General features: G+C 43.0%; 19 protein-coding genes. 10 read left to right on the top strand and 9 right to left on the bottom strand.

What is annotated here, in order from left to right:
- The coding region (locus G509_RS0101155; RefSeq protein ID WP_026989853.1) for an OmpA family protein at positions 1 to 316 on the top strand (316 nt) is incomplete at its 5' end.
- A 369-nt stretch (positions 317 to 685) separates the two neighbouring features.
- Here the strand turns inward: G509_RS0101155 and G509_RS21225 are convergent.
- Positions 686 to 1,516 (bottom strand): DUF5689 domain-containing protein, encoded by an 831-nt coding sequence (locus tag G509_RS21225; RefSeq protein ID WP_051199880.1) that lies wholly within the window; start codon positions 1,514 to 1,516, stop codon positions 686 to 688.
- 3 nt (positions 1,517 to 1,519) lie between these two features.
- Positions 1,520 to 4,420: a carboxypeptidase-like regulatory domain-containing protein gene (locus tag G509_RS0101145; protein WP_026989852.1), complete on the bottom strand. Its 2,901-nt coding sequence runs from the start codon at positions 4,418 to 4,420 to the stop codon at positions 1,520 to 1,522.
- A gap of 105 nt (positions 4,421 to 4,525) precedes the next feature.
- Between G509_RS0101145 and G509_RS0101140 the strand changes: the two genes are divergently transcribed.
- The 3 genes from G509_RS0101140 to G509_RS0101130 all read left to right on the top strand — a co-directional run bounded on the left by G509_RS0101140 (position 4,526) and on the right by G509_RS0101130 (position 7,548).
- Positions 4,526 to 5,623: an endonuclease/exonuclease/phosphatase family protein gene (locus G509_RS0101140; RefSeq protein WP_081663217.1), complete on the top strand. Its 1,098-nt coding sequence runs from the start codon at positions 4,526 to 4,528 to the stop codon at positions 5,621 to 5,623.
- 297 nt (positions 5,624 to 5,920) lie between these two features.
- Positions 5,921 to 6,460, top strand: coding sequence for a 3-hydroxyanthranilate 3,4-dioxygenase (locus tag G509_RS0101135; RefSeq protein WP_026989850.1), 540 nt, complete (start codon positions 5,921 to 5,923; stop codon positions 6,458 to 6,460).
- Between the two features lie 161 nt (positions 6,461 to 6,621).
- Complete coding sequence (locus G509_RS0101130) at positions 6,622 to 7,548, top strand: magnesium transporter CorA family protein (RefSeq protein WP_026989849.1); 927 nt, start codon at positions 6,622 to 6,624, stop codon at positions 7,546 to 7,548.
- On the opposite strand, the gene G509_RS0101125 is transcribed toward G509_RS0101130, so the two are convergent.
- Together G509_RS0101125 and G509_RS0101120 are read right to left on the bottom strand one after the other, a co-directional pair.
- Positions 7,545 to 9,617: a recombinase gene (locus tag G509_RS0101125; RefSeq protein ID WP_051199877.1), complete on the bottom strand. Its 2,073-nt coding sequence runs from the start codon at positions 9,615 to 9,617 to the stop codon at positions 7,545 to 7,547. The two genes, G509_RS0101130 and G509_RS0101125, sit on opposite strands and share 4 nt — an antisense overlap.
- Before the next feature lie 239 nt (positions 9,618 to 9,856).
- Positions 9,857 to 10,576 (bottom strand): hypothetical protein, encoded by a 720-nt coding sequence (locus G509_RS0101120; RefSeq protein WP_026989847.1) that lies wholly within the window; start codon positions 10,574 to 10,576, stop codon positions 9,857 to 9,859.
- 104 nt (positions 10,577 to 10,680) lie between these two features.
- On the opposite strand from G509_RS0101120, the gene G509_RS0101115 reads away from it, so the two are divergent.
- Together G509_RS0101115 and G509_RS0101110 are read left to right on the top strand one after the other, a co-directional pair.
- Positions 10,681 to 11,151 (top strand): CYTH domain-containing protein, encoded by a 471-nt coding sequence (locus G509_RS0101115; RefSeq protein ID WP_026989846.1) that lies wholly within the window; start codon positions 10,681 to 10,683, stop codon positions 11,149 to 11,151.
- On the top strand, positions 11,142 to 12,119 hold the full coding sequence (locus G509_RS0101110; protein ID WP_026989845.1) for a YpdA family putative bacillithiol disulfide reductase: 978 nt from the start codon (positions 11,142 to 11,144) through the stop codon (positions 12,117 to 12,119). Before G509_RS0101115 ends, G509_RS0101110 begins: the two co-directional genes overlap by 10 nt.
- Positions 12,120 to 12,147: 28 nt before the next feature.
- Here the strand turns inward: G509_RS0101110 and G509_RS0101105 are convergent, their stop codons facing one another.
- The 5 genes from G509_RS0101105 to G509_RS0101085 all read right to left on the bottom strand — a co-directional run bounded on the left by G509_RS0101105 (position 12,148) and on the right by G509_RS0101085 (position 16,984).
- Complete coding sequence (locus G509_RS0101105) at positions 12,148 to 12,843, bottom strand: SDR family NAD(P)-dependent oxidoreductase (RefSeq protein WP_026989844.1); 696 nt, start codon at positions 12,841 to 12,843, stop codon at positions 12,148 to 12,150.
- Positions 12,843 to 13,145, bottom strand: a complete 303-nt coding sequence (locus G509_RS0101100) for a TIGR03643 family protein (protein ID WP_035738306.1) — start codon at positions 13,143 to 13,145, stop codon at positions 12,843 to 12,845. Before G509_RS0101100 ends, G509_RS0101105 begins: the two co-directional genes overlap by 1 nt.
- Before the next feature lie 152 nt (positions 13,146 to 13,297).
- Positions 13,298 to 14,059, bottom strand: a complete 762-nt coding sequence (locus G509_RS0101095) for a succinate dehydrogenase/fumarate reductase iron-sulfur subunit (protein WP_026989842.1) — start codon at positions 14,057 to 14,059, stop codon at positions 13,298 to 13,300.
- Positions 14,060 to 14,074: 15 nt separating this feature from the next.
- Positions 14,075 to 16,084, bottom strand: coding sequence for a fumarate reductase/succinate dehydrogenase flavoprotein subunit (locus tag G509_RS0101090; RefSeq protein WP_026989841.1), 2,010 nt, complete (start codon positions 16,082 to 16,084; stop codon positions 14,075 to 14,077).
- A 15-nt stretch (positions 16,085 to 16,099) separates the two neighbouring features.
- Positions 16,100 to 16,984, bottom strand: a complete 885-nt coding sequence (locus G509_RS0101085; RefSeq protein ID WP_026989840.1) for a succinate dehydrogenase cytochrome b subunit — start codon at positions 16,982 to 16,984, stop codon at positions 16,100 to 16,102.
- A 441-nt stretch (positions 16,985 to 17,425) separates the two neighbouring features.
- Here G509_RS0101085 and G509_RS0101075 point away from each other — a divergent pair, with 441 nt between their 5' ends.
- The 4 genes from G509_RS0101075 (at position 17,426) to G509_RS0101060 (ending at position 22,209) form a co-directional block, all read left to right on the top strand.
- Positions 17,426 to 18,982, top strand: a complete 1,557-nt coding sequence (locus G509_RS0101075) for a T9SS type A sorting domain-containing protein (protein WP_026989839.1) — start codon at positions 17,426 to 17,428, stop codon at positions 18,980 to 18,982.
- A 152-nt stretch (positions 18,983 to 19,134) separates the two neighbouring features.
- Positions 19,135 to 19,653, top strand: a complete 519-nt coding sequence (locus G509_RS0101070; RefSeq protein ID WP_161627159.1) for a hypothetical protein — start codon at positions 19,135 to 19,137, stop codon at positions 19,651 to 19,653.
- A 382-nt stretch (positions 19,654 to 20,035) separates the two neighbouring features.
- On the top strand, positions 20,036 to 20,737 hold the full coding sequence (locus G509_RS23235) for a hypothetical protein (RefSeq protein ID WP_131450759.1): 702 nt from the start codon (positions 20,036 to 20,038) through the stop codon (positions 20,735 to 20,737).
- 23 nt (positions 20,738 to 20,760) lie between these two features.
- Positions 20,761 to 22,209 carry a phytoene desaturase family protein gene (locus tag G509_RS0101060; protein WP_026989836.1) on the top strand — a complete coding sequence of 483 codons (1,449 nt, stop codon included), beginning with the start codon at positions 20,761 to 20,763 and terminating at the stop codon, positions 22,207 to 22,209.
- The last annotated feature ends 4 nt before the right edge of the window (positions 22,210 to 22,213 follow it).

Raw genomic sequence — 22,213 nt, 5'->3', positions numbered from 1 at the left:
ATACAACAAAAGCAACATTACCAAAGAAGCCGCTTTTGAGCTAAACAAAGCAGTAGAGGCATTAAAAGCGAACCCTAACATGGTAGTAATGGTAAAAGCACACACGGATAGCCGTGGTACCGACCAGTACAACATGAGCCTTTCTAACCGCAGGGCAAAATCGACGGTTCAGTACATTATATCAAAAGGTATAGCCAAGGCCAGGATAAGCGGCCAGGGTTATGGCGAGAGCGAGCCGAAGGTAAAATGCACCGAATGTACCGAAGAAGAGCATGCTAAGAACAGGAGGAGCGAATTCCTTATTGTAAAGCAATAATAACAAAATAATACAAAGGTTTACTACAGGCAATATTTACAAACGCTTAACAAACCAAACCAACAGATGCCAAAAGCCCCGCACCAATGTGCGGGGCTTTTTTTGTTATCTTATTCCCTGTAGGGGCGCATTGAATGCATCTCCCGGAATGTGAGACACAAAAGTGTTGCCCCTGGCTTTAGCCAGGATTTAAAGGTATATGGGGATTGGCTTTAGCCAATATGCGCAACATATGTGAGAGGTTAATCCGGCTGCTGCCAAACAGTCGCATAATACATCGCACAGCAAATTACAGCCCTTTTAAGCCATTATTTCAAGATTAAGATGAACTCTAACACAGTGTAAAAAACAGTGCTATAATCAAATAAATTAAAAGCGGGGGTTGGTTAATTTAATATCATCTTCGGTACGGGCAATAAATTGGTAATCGTTGCCGTATTTAGTCAGTATTCCCCTGATTTTTCCATTTCCATTGGGTACGGTATTGCCTGAAAAATCAGCCTGCACGGTTGTCCTGAAAATCAGCGTATCTCCAACAACATCGGTAATCAAATGGTTGGTGGCACCCCCAATATCGTTACTGCTTTCGTAATAAGTATGTCCTACAGAAGCATCGGTAAACTGAACATTATCAACCTCCACCAGTTTATTCAGGTAGCTGTCGTTTTTAAGCTGTGCCAACGTAACATGTTGCACAAGGCTCTCTTCAGGTATTACAGTGCACGAGCGGTTAAGATACGTAAGGTAATCAGCCTCTGGCAGGCGGCCAATAGTTGCATAGCCATTAATAAGATAAATACCGCCAAGGTTAAGCGAACTGTTATACATTTGGGTATACAATCCGTTAAGTTTGATGAGCACCTTACGCCCCGGCTCAAAATTGACGAATGTAGACGTAACATCTACATCTACACTAAACCCAAACGAGGCATCAAGGGTTTGAAATGATATGGTCTTATAAAAATTACCGCCCTTATCACTGCTGGTAACATAAGCTTCAATAACATCATCGCCCATAGTGGTTGGATTATCAACATATAATTGTACAGATGATGTTGCCGGTATAGCCTGAGGCTCCATGTTTTTTACAAGGCTGGTGCCATCGCAATCGAGCGTTGGTGTGCGGTAATCGTCATCGTTTACACAGCCACATAATGCCAGTACAGTTAGTGCGATAAAGTATTTATAATGCGTTTTCATATCTTAAAAGTTGAGATAGAGGTTTAAAAAATAAGTGCGCCCATAACCGTAAAAATATTTGGCGCCAAAGGCCGGCGTACCGCTGCTAACATCCTGGTTAAGCTGTCGGTAATTGGCATTGCGTGCCTGCTCAAAACCCCCGGTTTTATAGCTAACATCAAACAGGTTATTGACGCTGCCAAAAAAGCCCACAATATATTTGCCAAACTTCCACGACTTACCACCCTGCAGGTTAACCAAGTAAAAAGCATCAAACTCCTCCTGCTTTAGTAATTCGCGGGTGCGCTCATCGGTGGCTTCCGGAAACGGAAAACCATTTACGTCGGCAGGGTTCTTTAAAAAGTTATTGGTGCGAAGCAAAGCCGATACATCTAAATAATTGCTTGCTAAATAATTGGCATTAGCACCCACCCACCAATAATTAGGGTCGCGGTATTCTATGCCTATCGCGTATGCCTGTTGCGGCATGCCGGGCAGCTTGTAATTTTTAAGTGCGGCCGACCCAAAATTAGTAACCGACCCATTGGGGTTTACCAAACCGGTTTCCTGTTGCAGGGCGGCAAAGGCATCGTTATTAAGCGATACATTAGGGTTATTATCGTACGTGTATTGCCCGTAAGCTGCCGATGCCGTTAGCTTAATAGTAGCGGTAACTTTGTATTCCAGGCCCAGCTCCAGGCCCATCATTTTTTTATCGATGTTGGTAACGGTCTCCGCCACAAATGCATTCGAGTCGGCCGACTCAATGCCTTCAAATACACCCTCGGCAAAAAAGAAGGAGGTTTCGGCGGCATCTTTTATTTTAGAAAAGTAACCCGTTACGCGTGCCTTAAAGCGGGGTGCGCGCAGCAGGTAGCTTACATCGGCACTGGCAATGTTTTCGCTTTCCGGGTTTTCTAAAATGCTGTTGTTAAGCCGCGCGTTAGGAAAAGTGTTGCGCAAGGCCGGCGCTTTTGTCATGTACACACCATTAAAAATAAAAAGGTTGCGGCCGTTGAGTTTGTAGGTTATGCCGCCTTTAAAACCAAAATTATCAAAGCTTATTTTCTGGCTTTTGCCGAAGGAATTATCAGCATAGATACCGTTGCGATACAGCCCGTCGCGCTGGTAATCGGAGCGCGAATAGGTCTGCGACAAATAAAAATCGATAGTTCTATACGTAAATTTAAACTGAGTAAAAGCGTTGTAGCTGTTGGCAGTAAGGTTATAATTATAGCCAAATGTATCGCCAATGCCTACCTGGCGGTTAGGGTTGTTTAAATCGGCCTGCGACTGGCTGCCGCGGTAAAACGGATCGATATCATTATAATAAGCACCACCCAGCAGGTCGAGTAAATTTTGGTAATTGTGCGATCGTAATTTGGTAAATGTTGCACCGGCATTAACTACTATGTGGTTAGTGACTTGGGATCGTAGCAGGGTAGTGGCGGTAAAGGTTTTATCGTCGGTGCGGTCTTCATATAAAACATAGCGACTTTGGGCGGCGGTGCGGCCAATTTCGTTGCCATTGCCATCGGTAACTGCTGTGGTATTGGCAAAATACATGGTGTTCCAGTTAAGCTGAGGGCTGGCAATAAAATTGCTTTGAGCTTGTTGGGCAAGGGCTAAGTTTTGAGGATTATTACCTATAAAAGTTCCGCCCAAACCATCCGGCTGGTAGGCCTGTGGCAGTACACCGACCGAATTTTCGTACTGCGATGTATAGTAGCTTGGCAGGTTTTGGTAAAAAGTAGGGTCGGGGTTGGTAACGTTCTGAAAGTCAATTCGGCTGTTGCCTATTTTGCCAAACTGGTAAGCCACATTGGTATTTAGCGAAGTATTGTTGTTTATTTTCCAGAAATGGCTCAGCATCAGTATCGGCTCCTCCACATCTTTATCGCGCGAGTTGCGCTTTTGGCCATCCTGCCAACCCCAGTACGCGTTGTATTCTTTGCCCATAAGCTGGGTAACTTCGGCCGTGTTGGGCGAACTTTTACCGCGGCTGTTTTGCGCATAAATACCGGTAAAGTTGAGGCTGTGCACATCGTTAAACTTTTTTTCTATGCTTACAAATGCCGAGTTGGCGCCATAATCGGTTCCTTCAAAATGGCCTTCCTGTGCCCATCTGCGCGAAGCAGAAAATACATACGCCCAGCCCTTTCGGTTCATGCCCAATGCATAGGTGGCCATAGCTCGCCAGTTATAATTGGTGTTGGCGCCGGCGTAAGATAGCCGCGTGCCCGGCCTAAAGGCCGATGCCCGTGTATTAATTTCCTGCGTGCCCAAAATGTTGCCAAAAGTATAGTCAGACGGGGCACTGCCCATAGTAAATTCCTGGTTGCGGGTAGCATCGTTAAGGCCGCCCCAATTGCTCCATTGCGGCCTTCCGTCATAAAGTTTGTTCATGCTTACACCATTAATCATGGTGGTGCCATACTGGTTGTCGAGCCCGCGAATTTTAAACCGCGCCTGCCCCCAGTTAAAAGCCGCCGCCTGCTGAAATACATCGCGCGAAGCCTGTAGCAGTCCCGCCGTGTTTTCAGATCCGCTGTTATCGTCACCCAAATCGTTATCGGTAATGGTAATAAGGCTTTGCTGCTGCTCGGTATAGGTGTTTTCTTCGAGTAAAATTACACCCAGGTCTAACGGCCTTGCGGCAGAGGCCTCAATGCTAAACAACTGCGTAACATAGCCGCTGCTGCCTACGGTTATAACATGGCTGCCCGTGGCAATAGGGTTAAAAATAAAAATACCGTTGGCATTGGTTAGCACCGCCTGCCCCGTTGCCTGTATGGTGGCTACCACATTCTCTAACGGAAGCTGTGTTTTGGCATCTACCACGCGGCCCTGTACCGCAGTAGTTTTTTGTGCCCAAAGCGTGAAGGCGTTTAGTATAAATAAAAGGCTGAGAAGGTATTTTTTCATCAATCAGTCTAAATTATTTCATTTCTTTGTAAGTGAAATAGTTGCGTAACGGGCGCAAATATATACTATTCGGCATTATTTTAACACACAACGGGGCATCAGGGCATGATAAAACATTTTTACGGGTTATTCTTCATTACAATGTGCCTTTTTGTAAGCACTGTAAACGGGCAGGATAAAAAGTATAAGGTGCAAACCATTGCTTTTTATAATGTGGAGAATTTGTACGATACCATAAACGATACCAAGGTTAACGATGAGGAGTTTATGCCCAACGGCAAACAGTTTTGGACGGCTGCTAAATACCAGAAAAAGCTTGCTAACCTTGCCCGCGTTATTGCAGGAATAGGAAGCGGTGAGAACCCCAACAACGCCCCTGTAATTATTGGCCTTGCCGAGGTAGAGAACCGTGGCGTATTGGAAGACCTTATTAAACAGCCCTTATTGATCGAGAAAGACTACGGCATTGTGCATTTTGATTCGCCCGACCGCCGGGGTAGCGATGTTGCCCTGCTCTATCAAAAAAAGTTGTTTAAGCCCACAAGCTACCGCAACATCGGGCTGTACAGAACCCTTGCCGCTGTAGCGGGAGAAGAATTAGATGAAAATACCGAAGATAAACCCGATACCTACAAAGGCCGTATTTTTACCCGCGACCAGCTGCTGGTAACCGGTATGCTGGATGGCGAAGAAGTGAGTTTTATTGTAAACCACTGGCCATCGAGGTCGGGTGGCGAGAAAAAGAGCAGCCCCAGCCGCGATGCCGCTGCCGTTCTTAACAAAAAGATAGTCGATTCGCTGTACCATGTTAATCCGCTCGCTAAAATTATAAACATGGGCGATTTTAACGATGGTCCATACAACAATTCTATTAAAAAAACGCTTGGCGCAAAGGGTTTTAAAGACGAGGTTAAGCAGGGCGGGCTTTTTAACCCTATGGAAAGAATGAGCAAAGAGGGTAACGGTACCCTGGCGTATTACGACTCATGGGATATCTTCGACCAGATGTTGGTGTCGCAACCGCTGCTTGGCAAAGATTTTAGCTCTTACCGTTTTTGGAAAGCCGGCATTTATAACCCTACTTTTATAAAGCAGGGCACCGGCCGCTACAGCGAATATCCGCTGCGTACCACAAACGGCGAAGTTGGTTTTAGCGACCATTTTCCGGTGTATCTTTATTTGATTAAGGAAGGGAAGAAGTAGTGGTGAGTTTATGGTAATAATTTCATGACGTTTTTCACGCGCTGTCATTGCGAATGAAGCGTAGCGTAATGCGGCAATCTCATATTTAGATTTCTTTCTTTTGTCTTGAAACAAAAGAAACAAAAATTCAAGGCTCCAACTCATGATTTGCTTACGCAACGAAGTTTAATGCCTTAGCTTCACTCAGGCTTGCTCACTCAGCAGTATAGTTCCCCAAAATTGATAAATTTCAGTCAATTATTCTGAGGCAAAACAAAAACTATCCTTACCTTTAATATGAATTAAAAACTACACGCCATGGCACTCCAAAAGCCTTTTAACCTTAATAAATGGATCGAAGAAAACCGTCATTTACTTAAACCCCCTGTTGGCAATAAAAACATTTATCCCCTTTCTGACGATTATATTGTAATGGTGGTTGCGGGCCCTAATGCCCGTAAAGATTATCATTATAACGAAACCGAAGAGCTTTTTTACCAGCTTGAAGGTAGTATAAAAGTTATTGTTCAGGACGAGGGCGAACGTAAGGAAATGGAACTGCATGCCGGCGATATGTACCTGCACCCGGGCGAAGTGCCGCACTCTCCGGTTAGGAGCGAAGGCTCTATTGGCCTTGTAATAGAACGTGTTAGGGCAGGCCGGGGCTTTACCGATGGACTACTGTGGTTTTGCGATAACTGTAACCACAAACTGTACGAGGTGTTTTTTGAACTTCATAACATAGAAAAAGACTTTTTGCCTCATTTTAAACATTTCTACAACTCAGAAGAGCTGCGTACGTGCGATAAATGCGGTACCGTATTACCTGCCGATGCCCGCTATGTAGATCATGATTAGCACTTAACCCTACATAAAGTTTCTTCTGGCACCGTTTTTGGTTACCTTTGCAAAAATTCTATTTTAATTTCAAAATGGACGACGACGATCAGAAGAAACTAATCACGTAGCAGGAAAAGCCGTTGCTTTTTCCTGTTGCCTAACTATGGGAAATTGCAATTATGGTAACCTTTTACAAAAAAAGCAATGGGCTTGCTATAGCCCAAAGCATTACAGATGCCACGTGGATTAGCGTGGTAAACCCTACACAACAGGAAACTAAATTTTTACTCGAAGAGCTAAAAATACCCGAAGCCTTTTATAACGATATTGAAGATATAGACGAGCGCCCCCGTATGGAGACAGAAAACGGATGGCAGCTGGTTATTATCCGTATTCCGCTTAAAAACAACAGCGAACGCCTGCCGTATACTACCATGCCTTTGGGCTTTGTTTTTAAAGATGATATGTGCGTAAGCATTTGCTTTAGCGAAACAGAACTTATAGACGATTTTATTGCCTATACGCAGCGCAAGAATATTGTACCCCAAAACCATTTTGCACTGGTTCTAAGGCTGCTGGTATCGTCCAGTATCTGGTTTCAAAAATACCTAAAGCAGGTTAACCAGCGCATTAAAGTAGCCGAAAACAATTTGGAGAAATCCATACGAAACGAAGATTTGCAGGAGCTGTTGCAGATAGAAAAATGCCTGGTATTTTTTATAACATCGCTTAAAGGTAATGAGATGCTGTTTTACAGGCTGCGCAACCTTAAAACCCACCGCGACACCTTTGACCCGGAACTAATTGAAGACGTAGAGATCGAGCTTCGCCAGGCACAGGATACCACCAATATTTATAGCGATATACTTACCGGCACTATGGATGCCTACGCATCGGTAATATCCAACAACCTCAATGTTATCATGAAACGGCTAACATCTATTTCCATCATCTTAATGATACCCACGCTTGTAGCCAGTTTTTATGGCATGAACGTGCCTAATGGCTTGCAGGAAAATCATTACGGTTTCTGGATCGTAGCATTAATATCCTTCCTGGTTAGTATTGTAGGAGTGGTAATGTTTAAAAAGAAAAACCTGTTTTAGAGATTTGATTCTTCCGGTTGCTTCTCTACTACCACGGTACGCCTAAAGCTCGGGAAGAAAAACGACCCGGGCTTGCGTTTAAAGTGTTTCCAGATGGCCTTAGATATAGGGCCAAGTTCTGAGAATGGTATATTACGCGAACGGAACGCCAACCCCATAGAAAGCCCAAAACTTACCAAAAAGTTTACCAGCCCAATTACACCAATGCCCACCACGCCCCATACAAGCAGGTCGGTTGCAATGTTGTAATTGGCGCCATAAAGCGCGAGGGCAAGGTTGCCGCTGGCAAAGGTTATGTGCCTTATATCTATATCCAAACCTAAAAATATACCAATAGAGGCGGTACTACCCATAAATACCCCAAACCACCAGTTAGAGATAATGCCCGCCCACTTTTTTTCGTACAGTTTGGCAAGTTTCTTGGCACGTATACGGCCAAAGCTCTTTTTAAGCAACGGATGCTCCTGTATGCGGTAGTACACATGGCGGTGCTTGTCGCGGTTGGCAACGCTGCCGGCAATAATCCCGGAAAGGAACAGAAAGATACCTGCTATTGCCGCATGCAATATGGCAAGGGAGTGTATAGGGCTAAGATCTGTAACCAGGTGGTACCATTTGGTAAGTGCCAGGTTGTAACCAAACACAATATCTATTAGCCAGATGCCCAGCCATGCCACAGGGAAAGCCAAAATTACGTTGCCCACAAATGCTATAAACTGCGAACGGAAAACGCGGGCAAAAAATTCGGCGAAAGCCTCGTGCTTTTCGGTTTCTTTAACCTCCTGGTTTTTGCGGTCGGTTTGCAGGGCACGCACAAGGGCAGCAGCCGTCATGGCCGGTTGTTTTGTAGCCAGGGTAAAGCCCAGCACATAAATGGCAATAAACCCAAACGAGTAGTTAAGGCTGTAGTAAAACGCATGCCCAAAGGCACTGGTGTCTATATTAGAAAGCGCCACTTTTATAATACATAAAATACCCACAATAATACCACCACCACTGGCATTCCAAAACATCCGGAAGTACTCCCAACGGTCTTTGGTAATATAATGCTCGCCGGTATTGGCTGTGTGTTGGGTAACCTCGTACGATATTAGCTGCGTACTCTCGTTTATAAGCTTGCGCACATTATTTTTATCGCAATTATAAGAAATCAGGTTGAGTGAGAGGCGAATGGTATCGCGCGTGGCCTCGCCGGTTTCGTCTACAGCAAGCAGCGGCAGTAATACCCCAAGGCGCTCCAACTGCTGCTGGATACGCAGCAGGCTTTGGTTTACCCTAAGCGATATACCATACTTTTCGCTGTTTTTAAATGCCGCCCGCACATAGTCGATACACTGGTGGTGCAGCACAAGCAGTTGGCGGTAACCAATATCCGATGGCGACACATAGTTGCGTTGCTCTTCCAACAGCCGTTCTGTTAATATGGTAAATTCTTTCTGGATGGCCAGAAAAGGGCTTTCGCGGTTCTCGTATTCGGGTACCATTTGTATTACGGCGGTTTCCAGGGCACGGCCTGCAAAACGATGTATAAGTACCTCCATAGAAAATATAAGTTCGGCCAGGGGGCTGTTGCTTTCGCCGGAATCATAAAGCGTGCGGAATTGCAGGAGCCCAAACAGTTTTTCCAGTTGCGGCATGGCTATGGTTTGCAGCCACACCGGGTCTTTAGATAAAAAGAACACCTGGTTTAGCACATAGCCCAGTGTGTCTTTTTGGGGCTGGTCGGGTAATATTTTGGCCAGTAGCCGTTTACGGACTTCAAAAAAGAAATCGGCATCGGTAAGTATACCGGCATCGGTAAGTATTTTGCTGAATTTTTTATTGCTCAACAGCCCTTTTATGTAATGCGAAAGCCCCTTGCGGTACCTTTCGTTTTCGCTAAGCAGGCTAAGTAGTTCGGTCAGGTCGGTAGGGGGTGCGGTTTCCGGGTGTTTGGGGCGTATAATGTCCACCAGTTCGGCCAGCAGGTCTACCTCGTCGGCTTTGTATTCCCACAGGTTGTGCTCGTCAAAATTAGTAGCAAAGAACTCCGGCAGGGTAATAAAGGCTTTAGTTTTCCTGAACTTCATAGGCGTAGTAACATGTTAATCTGTAAAAATACAAATCAGAGTTTATAATGCGTTACAAAGAAGCAATTTTAGTATTTGATTAAGACGGATTTAGTTTGCAGTGATCAGTATTCAGTCGCAGTCGCAGTGGGCAGTAAGATAACGAGCGTACCAAAAGAGTTTACTTAGAAGAAGCACATACGACTGAAGTTAGAGCCTTGAATTTTTGTTTCTTTGTTTCAAGACAAAAGAAAAGAAGATTAACGCATCCAGCCCTCAATCTTATAATTCTTCTGCAAAAGCTTATAGTCTTTACCGCCATTATCGGGCTTAAGCCAAACCTCTATGCGTGCGCCATAGGGTTGGTCCCAGTCGCCCTCATAAATAGTAAATCGGCGGCTGTAAAGGTTAATATTGTCGGAGTTAATCTCTGCTGACGATCTTAGTTTTAGACTTTCTGCCGAAAGTTGGTCGTTTTCGGTAATCTCAAACGCTTTCAGGTAAATAGTGCCCCGTTCCTTCGGCTTAAGCCATAGATAGTAAGTATAAATACCTGGCTGAGAGCTGCTATAAGCCAATTCAAACTTTAAATTATAAGGTTCTGAGTTTTGGAGGGCTATTGCGCCATCAGCATCATCTTGTAAATCTATTGGCAACTCAAGTTTTACGTCTTTTGGCAATTCAAGCCCGTTTGCGTAGAAATCGACAGGATAAAAAACCAGTATAAACCCTACTACCTGGAAAAGCACAACTACAAGTGCTAACTGCCCTAAACCCTTGATCCATTTAAGTTTTATAAACTGCACAATGGCAGATGCAATTGTAAGTAGTGCCGATATTACTATAAAAAGTAAAGTAATGGCTACATGCAAATCGTTTTTAACTACAGTAATGCCGAGTATAAATAGTAAAAAGAATACTAATAGCGTAACAACACTATGCCACCATGTGGTAAAATAGTTTATAAAATGGTGCTTCATAGTTTGTTGAGAGTGTATTTAAAGTTTTGAGCCGTTAACGGCGATAAAAATACAAAATCCCATACCGTAATTCCGTAACTTGCCAATACAATTTATTACAACAGATGATCGAGACAGAACGCAAGTTTTTAGTGCTTAATGATATTTACAAGCAAGAGGCGTTTACCCAAAAACGCATTGTACAGGGCTATTTAAGTTCGGTACCGGAGCGTACCGTTAGGGTGCGCACCAAAGGCAACCAGGGTTTTTTAACCATTAAAGGCAAAAGCAACGAAAGTGGTTTAAGCCGAATGGAGTGGGAAAAAGAAATATCGGTAGATGATGCCCTGCAGCTGCTTGCCCTGTGCGAAAAAGGCGCTATAGATAAAATAAGGTATGAAGTTAAAGTGGGCAATCATACGTATGAAGTCGACGAGTTTTTTGGCGATAATGCCGGACTTGTAGTTGCTGAAATCGAACTGGCCGACGAGAACGAAGCCTTTATTAAGCCCCAATGGCTGGGCGAAGAAGTAACGGGCACAGAACGTTACTACAATGCGTACCTAAGCCGCAACCCCTACAACACATGGCAGTAAATACTCCCGAGTACGACGTTATAATTATTGGCGGCGGCCCCATTGGCATGGCCTGTGCCATAGAGGCACAATTAAACGAGCTTAGCTACCTTATAATAGAAAAAGGCGCACTGGTTAACAGCATCTTTAACTATCCGCTGTACATGACGTTTTTTAGCACCGCCGAGCGGCTGGAAATAGGTAAAGTACCCTTTACCTGCATTGCCCCTAAACCGGGCCGTCAGGAGGCGTTGGAATACTATCGCAACATCCGGAAACATTTTGACCTGAATATTAATTTGTTCGAGAATGTAATATCGGTTAACAAACAAAAGCCGGATTATTTTGTGGTGCATACCAGCAAGGGTTGGTACAACGCTAAAAATGTGATTATTGCCACTGGTTTTTACGATATTCCCATCTACATGGATGTGCCGGGCGAGAACCTGCCCAAGGTGCGCCATTATTATAAGGAAGCGCACGAATATGCGTTCCAGAAGGTGTTAGTGGTGGGTGCCAATAATTCATCGGTAGATGCGGCTTTAGAATGCTGGCGCAAGGGTGCCGATGTAACTATGGTTATCCGAAAAGACCAGATTAACGACCGTGTTAAGTATTGGGTGAAGCCCGATATTGAGAATCGCATTGCCGAAGGTAGCATTAAAGCATTTTTCTACTCCAGTATTACTGAAATAAGGGAAAACGAAGTGGATATTTTTACCACCGATGGCAATGTTACCATTGAGAACGATTTTGTACTTGCCCTTACGGGATACCGCCCTGATATCGATTTTTTACGCGCATCGGGTATTAATGTGTCCGAAGGTTTAACTTGCACCCCGCAGTATAACCCCGAAACTATGGAAACCAACGTACCCGGCCTTTATCTTGCGGGTGTGGTTTGCGGTGGCCTTGAAACCCACAAGTGGTTTATAGAAAATTCTCGTGTGCACGCCAGTATGATCATGAAGGGTATTTTAGAGAGATAGTTGCCACTTGTAGGCGAGCGTCAATTAATTATAATAACTTTAATGATCCCATACCGCCATCAACGGCTAATACCTGTCCGGTTATCCAGGCGGCGTTATCTGATAATAAAAATGTAATGGCATTGGCAAGGTCTTGTGTGCTGCCAATTTTTTTAAGCGGATTACGGTTTTTACCGGCTTCGGTCTTTTCTTCAGATCCTAATAACTTAGCGGCTAAAGGCGTATCGGTTAATGACGGCGCAATACAGTTAACCCTTATTTTAGGGGCGTATTCGGCAGCAAGCGATTTTGTAAGTCCTTCTATCGCGCCTTTTGCCATTGCTACAGATGCATGGAAAGGCATACCCGTTGCCACGGCCACCGTGCTAAAAAACAGTACTGCAGGCCCCTGAGCTATTTTTAATGCCGGTAAATAAGCCTGTACAAATGCTGCTGCCCCAAGTGTATTGATAGTAAAGTCAGATACAAAATCAGCTTCCGTAAGCCTGTGGAAAGGCTTAAGGTTAATTGTACCGGGAAAGTAGGCCAGTCCGTTTATAGCGCCTTCAATATTAGGGAATTTACCCGTTGCATAGCTCTCAACCGTATACAACTGGTCGTAACCCGGGTTTTCCTGTTTGGTTGATATTCCAATAACAATATTGCCCTGCTCGCGCAGCATTATGGCAGCCTGCACCGCCATGGCCGATGACGCCCCGGCAAATACATAAGTTCTTTGTGCCATTACCTCTTGCTTATTTTGTTAGACGATATGGCACGTTGCCTGCTGCATTTAAAGCGTATAATGCCATCAACACGTTTTTTAGCATGCTTGGTACTGCAATTTTCTACGCGGGTGCGCCAAAGCGTGTAGCTGCTAAATTTAAGCTCCTTTTTCATAAGTGCTTTAACGCGGTCTTCGGTCAGTGCAAACTGGTAAAAAATGGCATCAAAAGGGGTGCGGTCTTCCCAGGCCATTTCTATAATGCGGTTAATATCTTCGGCAGATAAAGTTTCTTTTGGTGCTATGATGCTTTGTGTTTTCATCTTTTGTGTATTATACTAATCAAAGATAATTTAAAAGAAAGCCGGGTGCTGTTTATATACAAAACTTTAGCAAGTGTTTAAGCTGGCATCAACAAAAAAACGCACCCCGTTACCGGAATGCGTTCTTGCAATATAAGTCAGTTTTTGTTTTCTTATTTTACGCTTGCAAACAGGTATTCCCTGTTCATGCGGGCAATGTTTTCAAGAGAGATACCTTTAGGGCACTCAACTTCGCAGGCACCGGTGTTAGTACAATTACCAAAACCTTCTTCGTCCATTTGGCGAACCATTGCCAGAACGCGCTGCGTAGCCTCTACCTTACCTTGTGGCAGTAAAGCATACTGAGATACCTTTGCACCAACAAAAAGCATTGCAGAGCCGTTTTTACAGCTTGCCACACAAGCACCGCAACCAATACATGCAGCAGCTTCAAAAGCCCTGTCGGCATCGTGCTTAGGTACCGGGGTAGCGTTAGCGTCTATCGTGTTACCCGATGTGTTTACCGATACGAAACCACCTGCCTGTTGTATCCTGTCAAAAGACGAACGGTCTACAATAAGGTCTTTTATAACGGGAAATGCTTTACTTCTCCACGGCTCAACAAAAATAGTATCGCCATCTTTAAAAGTACGCATGTGCAGCTGGCATGTAGTAATGGCAGTATCTGGCCCGTGGGCGCGGCCATTAATGTACAGCGAGCACATACCGCAAATACCCTCGCGGCAATCGTGGTCAAAAGCCACAGGCTCCTGCCTGCTGTTAACAAGCTGCTCGTTTAATTGGTCGAGCATCTCCAGAAAAGAGCTGTCGGTAGAAACGTTATCAAGTTTGTAAGTTTCTATTTTACCTTTAGATTTAGCGTCTTTCTGGCGCCATATCTTAAGGTTAATATTTATATTTTTATTTGAAGCCATGTCTTCGGTTGTATTTTATTTGTAGTTCCTTGCGGCAATTTTAATGTACTCATATTCCAGCACTTCTTTATGAAGCACCTCGGCATTAATATCATTGCCCTGATACTCCCACGCACCCACAAAGGCAAAGTTTTCATCATCACGAAGGGTTTCGCCCTCACTATCCTGGTACTCTTCCCTAAAGTGGCCACCAGCCGATTCTTTACGTTGTAAAGCATCGCGTGCCATAAGCTGCCCAAGGTCTATAAAGTCGGCCACACGTAGTGCTTTCTCTAACTCGGTATTAAGCTCGTTAGACGTTCCCGGTACATAAACATCGCGGTAAAACTCTTCTTTAAGCTCGGCAATTTCGCGAATAGCCTCAATAAGGCCCTGCTCGTTACGGCCCATACCTACTTTGTTCCACATAATGTGGCCCAATAGTTTGTGAAAATGGTCTACCGATTTAGAACCGTTATTGTTTAAGAATTTATCTATCTGAGAGCGTACATTGTTCTCTGCCTCATCAAACTCAGCCGATGTGGTAGAGATAGTACCTGTACGAATTTCGTTAGCAAGGTAATCAGATACCGTGTATGGCAACACAAAGTAGCCATCGGCAAGCCCCTGCATTAGGGCAGAAGCCCCAAGGCGGTTAGCGCCGTGATCTGAGAAGTTAGCCTCACCTGCTACGAAACAGCCCGGTATGCTACTCTGTAAGTTATAATCTACCCACACGCCACCCATGGTGTAGTGTACAGCAGGATATATCTTCATTGGTAGTTCGTACGGATTCTCGTCGGTAATTTTTTGGTACATCTGGAAAAGGTTACCATATTTCTCTTCGATCCATGCCTTACCAAGTTTCATAACCTCTTCATCTGTGGGATGGTGGTTACCCTGCGCATAGGCAGTTTGCTTACCTTTATTGATAATCTCTGAAGAGAAATCAAGGTAAACACCCTCGTTTGTTGCGTTGTTTTCTATACCAAAGCCGGCATCGCAACGCTCTTTAGCAGCCCTTGAAGCCACATCTCGTGGTACAAGGTTACCAAATGCAGGATACCTGCGCTCCAGGAAGTAATCTCTGTCTTCTTCTTTAATATCGGTAGCCTTCATTTTGCCGGCACGTATGGCCTGGGCATCTTCTATCTTTTTAGGAACCCAGATACGGCCCGAGTTACGAAGCGATTCAGACATCAGCGTAAGCTTAGACTGGTTCTCTCCATGAACAGGGATGCATGTAGGGTGAATTTGCACAAAGCAAGGGTTAGCAAAATAAGCACCTTTTTTGTGGATTTTCCATGCTGCGGTTACGTTACTGCCCATAGCGTTTGTAGAAAGAAAGTACACGTTGCCGTAGCCGCCACTTGCAATAATAACTGCGTGTGCCGAATGCCTTTCTAACTCGCCTGTAATAAGGTTACGAGCAATAATACCACGTGCTTTGCCATCTACCTTAACAATATCAAGCATTTCGTGGCGGTTAAACATTTGTATGCGGCCAAGGCCTATTTGCCTTGAAAGCGATGAGTAAGCACCTAACAAAAGTTGCTGACCCGTTTGCCCTGCTGCATAAAATGTACGCTGTACCTGTGTACCACCAAAAGATCGGTTATCTAACATTCCGCCGTAATCGCGTGCAAAAGGTACACCTTGTGCCACACACTGGTCGATAATGTTACCCGATACCTCTGCAAGGCGGTGTACGTTAGCTTCACGTGCACGGTAGTCGCCCCCTTTAATAGTATCATAAAACAGCCTGTAAATACTGTCGCCGTCGTTCTGGTAATTTTTAGCAGCATTTATACCACCCTGTGCAGCAATAGAGTGTGCACGGCGAGGCGAATCCTGAAAACAAAATGCCTTAACATTATAGCCCATCTCGGCCAGCGATGCAGCCGCCGAAGCACCTGCAAGCCCTGTGCCCACCACAATGATGTCTATCTTTGGCCTGTTGTTTGGGGCAACAAGCTTAAGGTGGTCTTTATAGTCGGTCCATTTTTGAGAAATATGGCCTTCTGGTATCTTAGAATCTAACTTCATGGTATTTGACGTTGATTATTTATGTAAAAAGTGAATGTATAACGGAATAATAGCAAACAATAGCGGAACTATTATTGAGAATGCTTTACCGAAATTTTTAATGGCACCATTGTATTTTGGATTGTTAGCACCCAACGACTGGAATGCGCTGCCAAAACCATGAAATAAGTGAAAGCCAAGTGTTATCATGGCAATAACATATAATATAGTAGCTATAAGGCCGTATTTAGGATCTTTAAAAAAGTCAACCGTAATCTTGTGAAGATCTTTGTAGCCTTCTGCAAAATAAACCTCTTCTGTACTTTTTTCAGAGCCTTTAACATCTGTAGATGAAGCATCTTTAGGCGTTACCTGGTAAAATTTGTTACCTTCTTTTTTGTAGTTTACACCGTCTATAGCCTGTACAGGTATAAACCTTGAAATACCCGTGCCGGTTGTTACGTAACACTCCATAAGGTTGCCGTTGTAGGGCACTACCTTAGTTTGCAGTGGCATGTCTTTTTTAAAGTGCATTACTGCCCAGAAGTTTACCATGTGGGTAATAATAAAAACAAGGATAATTGTGCCTAAAACTGCCATGTTGCGCGATGCCCAGATGGTGTTTTTGCCCGGATTGTTCATTACGTACTTAACCGGCCTCGCTTTTTGGTTTTGCACCGTTAAGATGATACCATCTATGGCGTGAAAAAGGATTGAGATGTACGTTACGTAAGAAAGGATCTTAACAGCAGGATTGGTAGTCATAAACAATGCATAGAGGTTAAACGCCAATGCATCAGCAAATATGAGCTGTAAGTTACCAATTAAATGCCCGACAAGGAACAGGCAGAGAAATAAACCTGTTAAAGCCATCCAGTATTTCTTGGCGAGAGACGACTTTAAAAGTGCAGATTTTGCCATAATGTTTGGTTAAAAAGATAAAGTGTTTAAAAAATCAAACAAATTTAAGGCGAAAACCCATAAACCACAACCTCTAACTGCTAATTTATAATGAGTATAAAGTGTAGCTTTTTTAAAGTATTACCAATCAAAAATTATATAATGTATTTTTTTACTTTAAAAATACCTAAAAATGTGCAAAGTATTTTTAATTCCGCATTTTATAACGCTGTGGCTTTAAGGGTGGCAAAATTGCATTTTTTATAAATTGTTGGCAAAAAACGGCGTAAAAATACAGGTCGTAAAATATTACTATATCGATTACAGGTGCCATTTATTTTATAATATCCCGCAGGCTGTTTGTATATTTACAAATACTACTTACTTTTAAGCCTTAGGCTGTTAGGGTTTTTGCCGCTATAGCTGTTACAGGTTTTTTTATAAAACCAACTATTTATTATTATGAAGAAATTTACTTTAAATGCCTTACTATTAGCCTTATTTACATTTACCAATACGCCACTGCAAGCACAGGAGCCCACCATACAATGGCAGGGGTCTTATGGAGGCTCCGGTAACGACCACGCCGGCAGTGTACAGCAACTTGCCAATGGCACCGGATATGTTATATGTGGTTATGGCTCATCTACAGATGGCAACCTTTCTGGCAACCATGGCTTAAGTGATGGTTATATTGCGGTTATAGACACACAATCGGGCTATCCTGTAACCATGCATCAAAGAGTTTTGGGAGGCAGCAATGGCGAAGAGATATACTCTGTTATACAAACCTCAGATGGGGGTTTTATAGCGACAGGATATAGCTATTCTACCGATGGTGATGTTAGCAATAACTATGGATATACAGATGCGTGGGTGGTTAAAATGGATAATGAACTTACTATAGAATGGGAAAAGAGTTATACAGGCCCCAACATTAACGGTATTGGCGATAGCGGCTACAATATTAAGCAAACTACCGATGGTGGCTATGTTATTTGTGGCCTTACGGGCAGCGCAACGGGTAACAGTACTGATTGGTGGATTTTTAAGATTGATAGCACTGGCAACCTGCAATGGCAAAATGCTATTGGGGGTGGCGATCTTGAAACGGCCTTCGAAATTCATCAAACTACAGATGGTGGCTACATTGTTGGTGGGCATACACAATCGGGTAGTGGAGATGTAACCGGTTTTCATGGCTCTTTTGATATCTGGGTGGTTAAGCTATCTTCTATAGGTGCCATAGAATGGCAAAAAGCTTTGGGAGGATCTGGTGGCGACCAGGCCGAAAATGTTATACCCACTGCCGATGGCGGGTATCTTGTAGCCGGAATAACCGACTCTACAGACGGCGATGTTTCTGAAAGCTTGGGCAATGGCGACCTGTGGGTGGTAAAGCTTGATAGCGACGGTACTATAGAATGGGAAAAATCGTATGGTGGTACCGGTATGGACTGGGCCTACACATCGTTACAGGCGCCTGATGGTAATTACTATATTGGGGGTTTTACTAATTCTACTAATGGCGATGTTACAGGCTTACACGGTTCGAGCGATTTCTGGCTTTTAAAAATTGATCAGGAGGGCGAGCTCTTATGGCAAAAAACCTATGGAGGCTCCAGCTTAGAAATTATTGAAGATATGTATTTATGTAATGATGGTAGCCTGGTGCTGGTTGGTTGGACTATGTCTTCTGATGGTGATGTTGCCTATAACCACGGCAATGGCGATATATGGCTTGTAAAGCTCGCACCGGAAATTTTGTCTACTCCCCAAATATCTAAAAACACCATTGGCCTTTACCCCAACCCTAATAACGGTATATTTACTATTAGTACAGATAATCTGTTAGAAGAAAATGCATCAATAAACGTATACTCAACTTTGGGTCAGTTGGTTTATAGCGGAAAGGTTACATCGGCCACAGTATCTGTTCCTAACCTGGCGACGGGCATGTATCAGGTGCAGTTGCTTTCGGGCAAAATAAGCTATAGTCAGAAACTTGTAATAAAATAAATTACTTCTAAATAGTAAACACAAATACAATAAGTCCATTCTCAAAAATTGGTTATAAATTAGCGGCATATTATTTCTTAGTAAGAAAAAACCTAATGCTATAATTTTTGAATACCTTTATAAAAAATAAGAAAACAAGTTATAAATACTGTATGCATTCACTAAAATTCACAATCATTTTATTGCTATTTCTAATTGCACCACTTGTTTTGCGCTCAGTTTCTTATGAGCCCTATCCGGCAATCCTGTTGCCAGATGGCTCTGGCACAACACCTGTAATAAACAACGAAATTGTTTTTTCTTTTGATGAAGTATATGCCCAAAATAACAGGCAACAATGGGTAAAGGTTAACACCACTGATTTATTTGACCCTATGCCAGATCCATACACAGGTTCTATAATTCGTAGCCTGGTAAAAGATGGTAAAAGCTCAATTACCGAGGGTTCTAAAAAGCATAAAATATTAAAATATCTAAATCCTTCCAGAAAAATAGCTGTTGATAAAGAGGATATTAAAGAAATGCACACTTGGCTAAAAAAGAAGCTTATAGTGCAACAGCTGGACACTATAAAAATAAATATATCCAGAGTAACCATATATACATCGCCTCAATCAGGAAAATTAATACGCAAAACAATAGATGATAAAAAAATTATACTTCTCAATTAATAATTTAAATACTCTTTTTTGGAGCAGGATAGTAAAATCTACCTATTTAGATGCAAAGTCGTTAACAGTGCTTCGCATTCTAACGGGTATGTTTTTGTTGTTTTTTTATAGTCCTGGATATGGCTGGATAGGTACCTCGCCGCGAGTTTTTTTTAAACCCCCGTTTTTAAGTGTAGCCATTTTTTTTGATAAGTTTCCGGGTACTACCTTTTTTCAGTCTATAGATATTTTATTATTACTATGTGCTGTTTTTATAACCTTAGGCATTAAATCAAAGCTTTCATCAATTGCTTATTGTGTTATTAGTATGGTTGCATTATCTTTTCAATATTCATTGGGTAAAATAGATCATAACATATTATTGTATGTAATGATATTTTATATGGCTTTTTCAGGTTGGGGAAGTTCTCTTGCACTTGTTCCGGACAAAGCAGTAAGTAGCGCTGCCCAGAACAAATGCCTTTCTGCCCTTGCTTTCATTTTATGTTTTGCCTTTTTTACTGCCGGATTTAATAAGGCCCTTAACTGGATTAATTTAGACTTTAACACAAGTGGTACGGCCCTATGGGTTTACACCAATTACTATATTACCTTCAGGCAATATTTACTGGCCGATTTTCTTAAGGGAATGCCGTTTTATAATCTAAAAATAATGGATTATTTAGGGGTGGCTTTTGAGGTTTCGCCTTTGTTATTTTTGCTTCGGTCAAAAAAAGCATGGGGCACCTGGTTGCTAATAGCTGCATTATTTCATTTAACAACACTTTTGTTTTTAAACATTGCGTTTTTAACCCATGTAATTATTTATGCCACATTTATAGATTTTTCTAAAGCATATAACTGGATTAAAAACCTGCTTGCCAAAAGGATTTTCCGTATTATAACAATTATACTTTTAGGGGTATGTGTTAGTGTGAGAGTTTATGATATTTTTAAATTTAAAACATCTAAATTAGTGTTTATTGCAGATTTTTATGCCGAAGAAATTTTAATTGTTTCTTTAGTAATATGGATCTTGATGTTTGTACTATTATATAATAATGCTTTTAAATCAAAACGTCCTATAGCAGTTAATTCGTTGTAGCATTTATTGAACCCTCTTACCTTTTGAAAACAAAAACAGATTATGATGCAATTGTTGTTGGTTCCGGCCCCAATGGGCTGGCTGCCGCTATTACAATGCAGCAGCAGGGTCTATCGGTACTGATTGTTGAAGCCAAAAGTACCATTGGTGGAGGGTTGCGCACAGCCGAACTTACATTGCCGGGTTACAGGCACGATGTATGCTCTGCCGTACACCCAATGGCAATTAGCTCGCCGTTTTTAAAAACACTGCCGTTGCAGGATCACGGGCTTGAATATATTCATCCGGCAATAGCCGCCGCTCACCCTATGGATGATGGTTCTGTGGGGTTGCTTAAAAAATCTATTGCAGATACAGCAAAGTCGTTAGGGCAGGATGCCGAAACTTACACCAAATTAGTAACACCTATAGTTGATTACTGGCCAAAAATAGCGGGCAATGTTTTAGGGCCACTGTCATTAACACCAAAGTCTCCCATAAACATGGGCCGTTTTGGGCTAATGGCCATGACTTCGGCACAAATGTTCTCAAAACGCTTTAAATCTGATGTGGCAAAAGGTTTTTGGGCCGGTATGGCGGCACACTCCATACAGCCATTATCCAACCTTACAACATCGGCTATTGGACTTGTATTGATGTCGGCAGGGCATTTGGGCGGATGGCCCATACCCAAAGGCGGATCGCAGCAAATAGCCAACGCTATGGCTTCTTATTTTACCTCTATTGGCGGAAAAATTGAAACCGATTTTTATGTGCGGTCTTTAGACCAGCTGCCATCATCTAAAACAATTTTGTTTGATATTACGCCTAAGCAGTTGTTAACCATTGCCGGGCATACGTTTTCTACCATCTATAAATGGCAGTTAGAACGCTACCGCTATGGTATGGGGGTATTTAAAGTAGATTGGGCATTAGACGGACCTGTGCCGTTTACCGCCGCCGAAACCAGATTGGCGGGTACTGTGCACATTGGTGGTACTTTTAACGAGATTGCCACAGGAGAAGATATGACCTCTAAGGGCAAAAACCCCGATAAACCCTTTGTGCTGCTTGCGCAGCCGAGCCAGTTTGACCCTACAAGGGCACCCGAAGGTAAACATACTGCATGGGCTTACTGCCACGTGCCTAACGGTTCTACCGCAAACCGTACCGAGGCGATAGAGAAACAGGTAGAACGCTTTGCGCCCGGTTTTAGAGACCTTATTAAGGGCACAAGCACCATGGATACCGCCCAAATTGAAACGTACAACCCAAACTATATTGGGGGCGATATTAATGGTGGCATATTAGATATCAGCCAGCTGTTTACACGTCCGGCACTACGGCTTTCGCCTTACAAAACCTCAACAAAAGGGTTATATATCTGTTCGTCATCAACACCTCCGGGTGGTGGGGTGCACGGCATGTGTGGTTTTTATGCAGCAAAAAAAGCATTGAAGGATATTTTTAATATCAGCATCCCTCATTTTTAGACAA

The organism is Flavobacterium subsaxonicum WB 4.1-42 = DSM 21790 (assembly GCF_000422725.1).
Lineage (GTDB): Bacteria > Bacteroidota > Bacteroidia > Flavobacteriales > Flavobacteriaceae > Flavobacterium > Flavobacterium subsaxonicum.
The sequence above is the reverse complement of the archived record's forward strand: the minus strand, read 5'-3'. Positions and strand labels throughout refer to the sequence as shown.

What these genes read in the sequence shown, in the direction of transcription:
- G509_RS21225 (WP_051199880.1), bottom strand. Translation starts at nt 1,516, where the DNA reads ATGAAAACGCATTATAAATACTTTATCGCACTAACTGTACTGGCATTA.
- G509_RS0101145 (WP_026989852.1), bottom strand. Translation starts at nt 4,420, where the DNA reads ATGAAAAAATACCTTCTCAGCCTTTTATTTATACTAAACGCCTTCACG.
- G509_RS0101140 (WP_081663217.1), top strand. Translation starts at nt 4,526, where the DNA reads ATGATAAAACATTTTTACGGGTTATTCTTCATTACAATGTGCCTTTTT.
- G509_RS0101135 (WP_026989850.1), top strand. Translation starts at nt 5,921, where the DNA reads ATGGCACTCCAAAAGCCTTTTAACCTTAATAAATGGATCGAAGAAAAC.
- G509_RS0101130 (WP_026989849.1), top strand. Translation starts at nt 6,622, where the DNA reads ATGGTAACCTTTTACAAAAAAAGCAATGGGCTTGCTATAGCCCAAAGC.
- G509_RS0101125 (WP_051199877.1), bottom strand. Translation starts at nt 9,617, where the DNA reads ATGAAGTTCAGGAAAACTAAAGCCTTTATTACCCTGCCGGAGTTCTTT.
- G509_RS0101120 (WP_026989847.1), bottom strand. Translation starts at nt 10,576, where the DNA reads ATGAAGCACCATTTTATAAACTATTTTACCACATGGTGGCATAGTGTT.
- G509_RS0101115 (WP_026989846.1), top strand. Translation starts at nt 10,681, where the DNA reads ATGATCGAGACAGAACGCAAGTTTTTAGTGCTTAATGATATTTACAAG.
- G509_RS0101110 (WP_026989845.1), top strand. Translation starts at nt 11,142, where the DNA reads ATGGCAGTAAATACTCCCGAGTACGACGTTATAATTATTGGCGGCGGC.
- G509_RS0101105 (WP_026989844.1), bottom strand. Translation starts at nt 12,843, where the DNA reads ATGGCACAAAGAACTTATGTATTTGCCGGGGCGTCATCGGCCATGGCG.
- G509_RS0101100 (WP_035738306.1), bottom strand. Translation starts at nt 13,145, where the DNA reads ATGAAAACACAAAGCATCATAGCACCAAAAGAAACTTTATCTGCCGAA.
- G509_RS0101095 (WP_026989842.1), bottom strand. Translation starts at nt 14,059, where the DNA reads ATGGCTTCAAATAAAAATATAAATATTAACCTTAAGATATGGCGCCAG.
- G509_RS0101090 (WP_026989841.1), bottom strand. Translation starts at nt 16,084, where the DNA reads ATGAAGTTAGATTCTAAGATACCAGAAGGCCATATTTCTCAAAAATGG.
- G509_RS0101085 (WP_026989840.1), bottom strand. Translation starts at nt 16,984, where the DNA reads ATGGCAAAATCTGCACTTTTAAAGTCGTCTCTCGCCAAGAAATACTGG.
- G509_RS0101075 (WP_026989839.1), top strand. Translation starts at nt 17,426, where the DNA reads ATGAAGAAATTTACTTTAAATGCCTTACTATTAGCCTTATTTACATTT.
- G509_RS0101070 (WP_161627159.1), top strand. Translation starts at nt 19,135, where the DNA reads ATGCATTCACTAAAATTCACAATCATTTTATTGCTATTTCTAATTGCA.
- G509_RS23235 (WP_131450759.1), top strand. Translation starts at nt 20,036, where the DNA reads ATGGCTTTTTCAGGTTGGGGAAGTTCTCTTGCACTTGTTCCGGACAAA.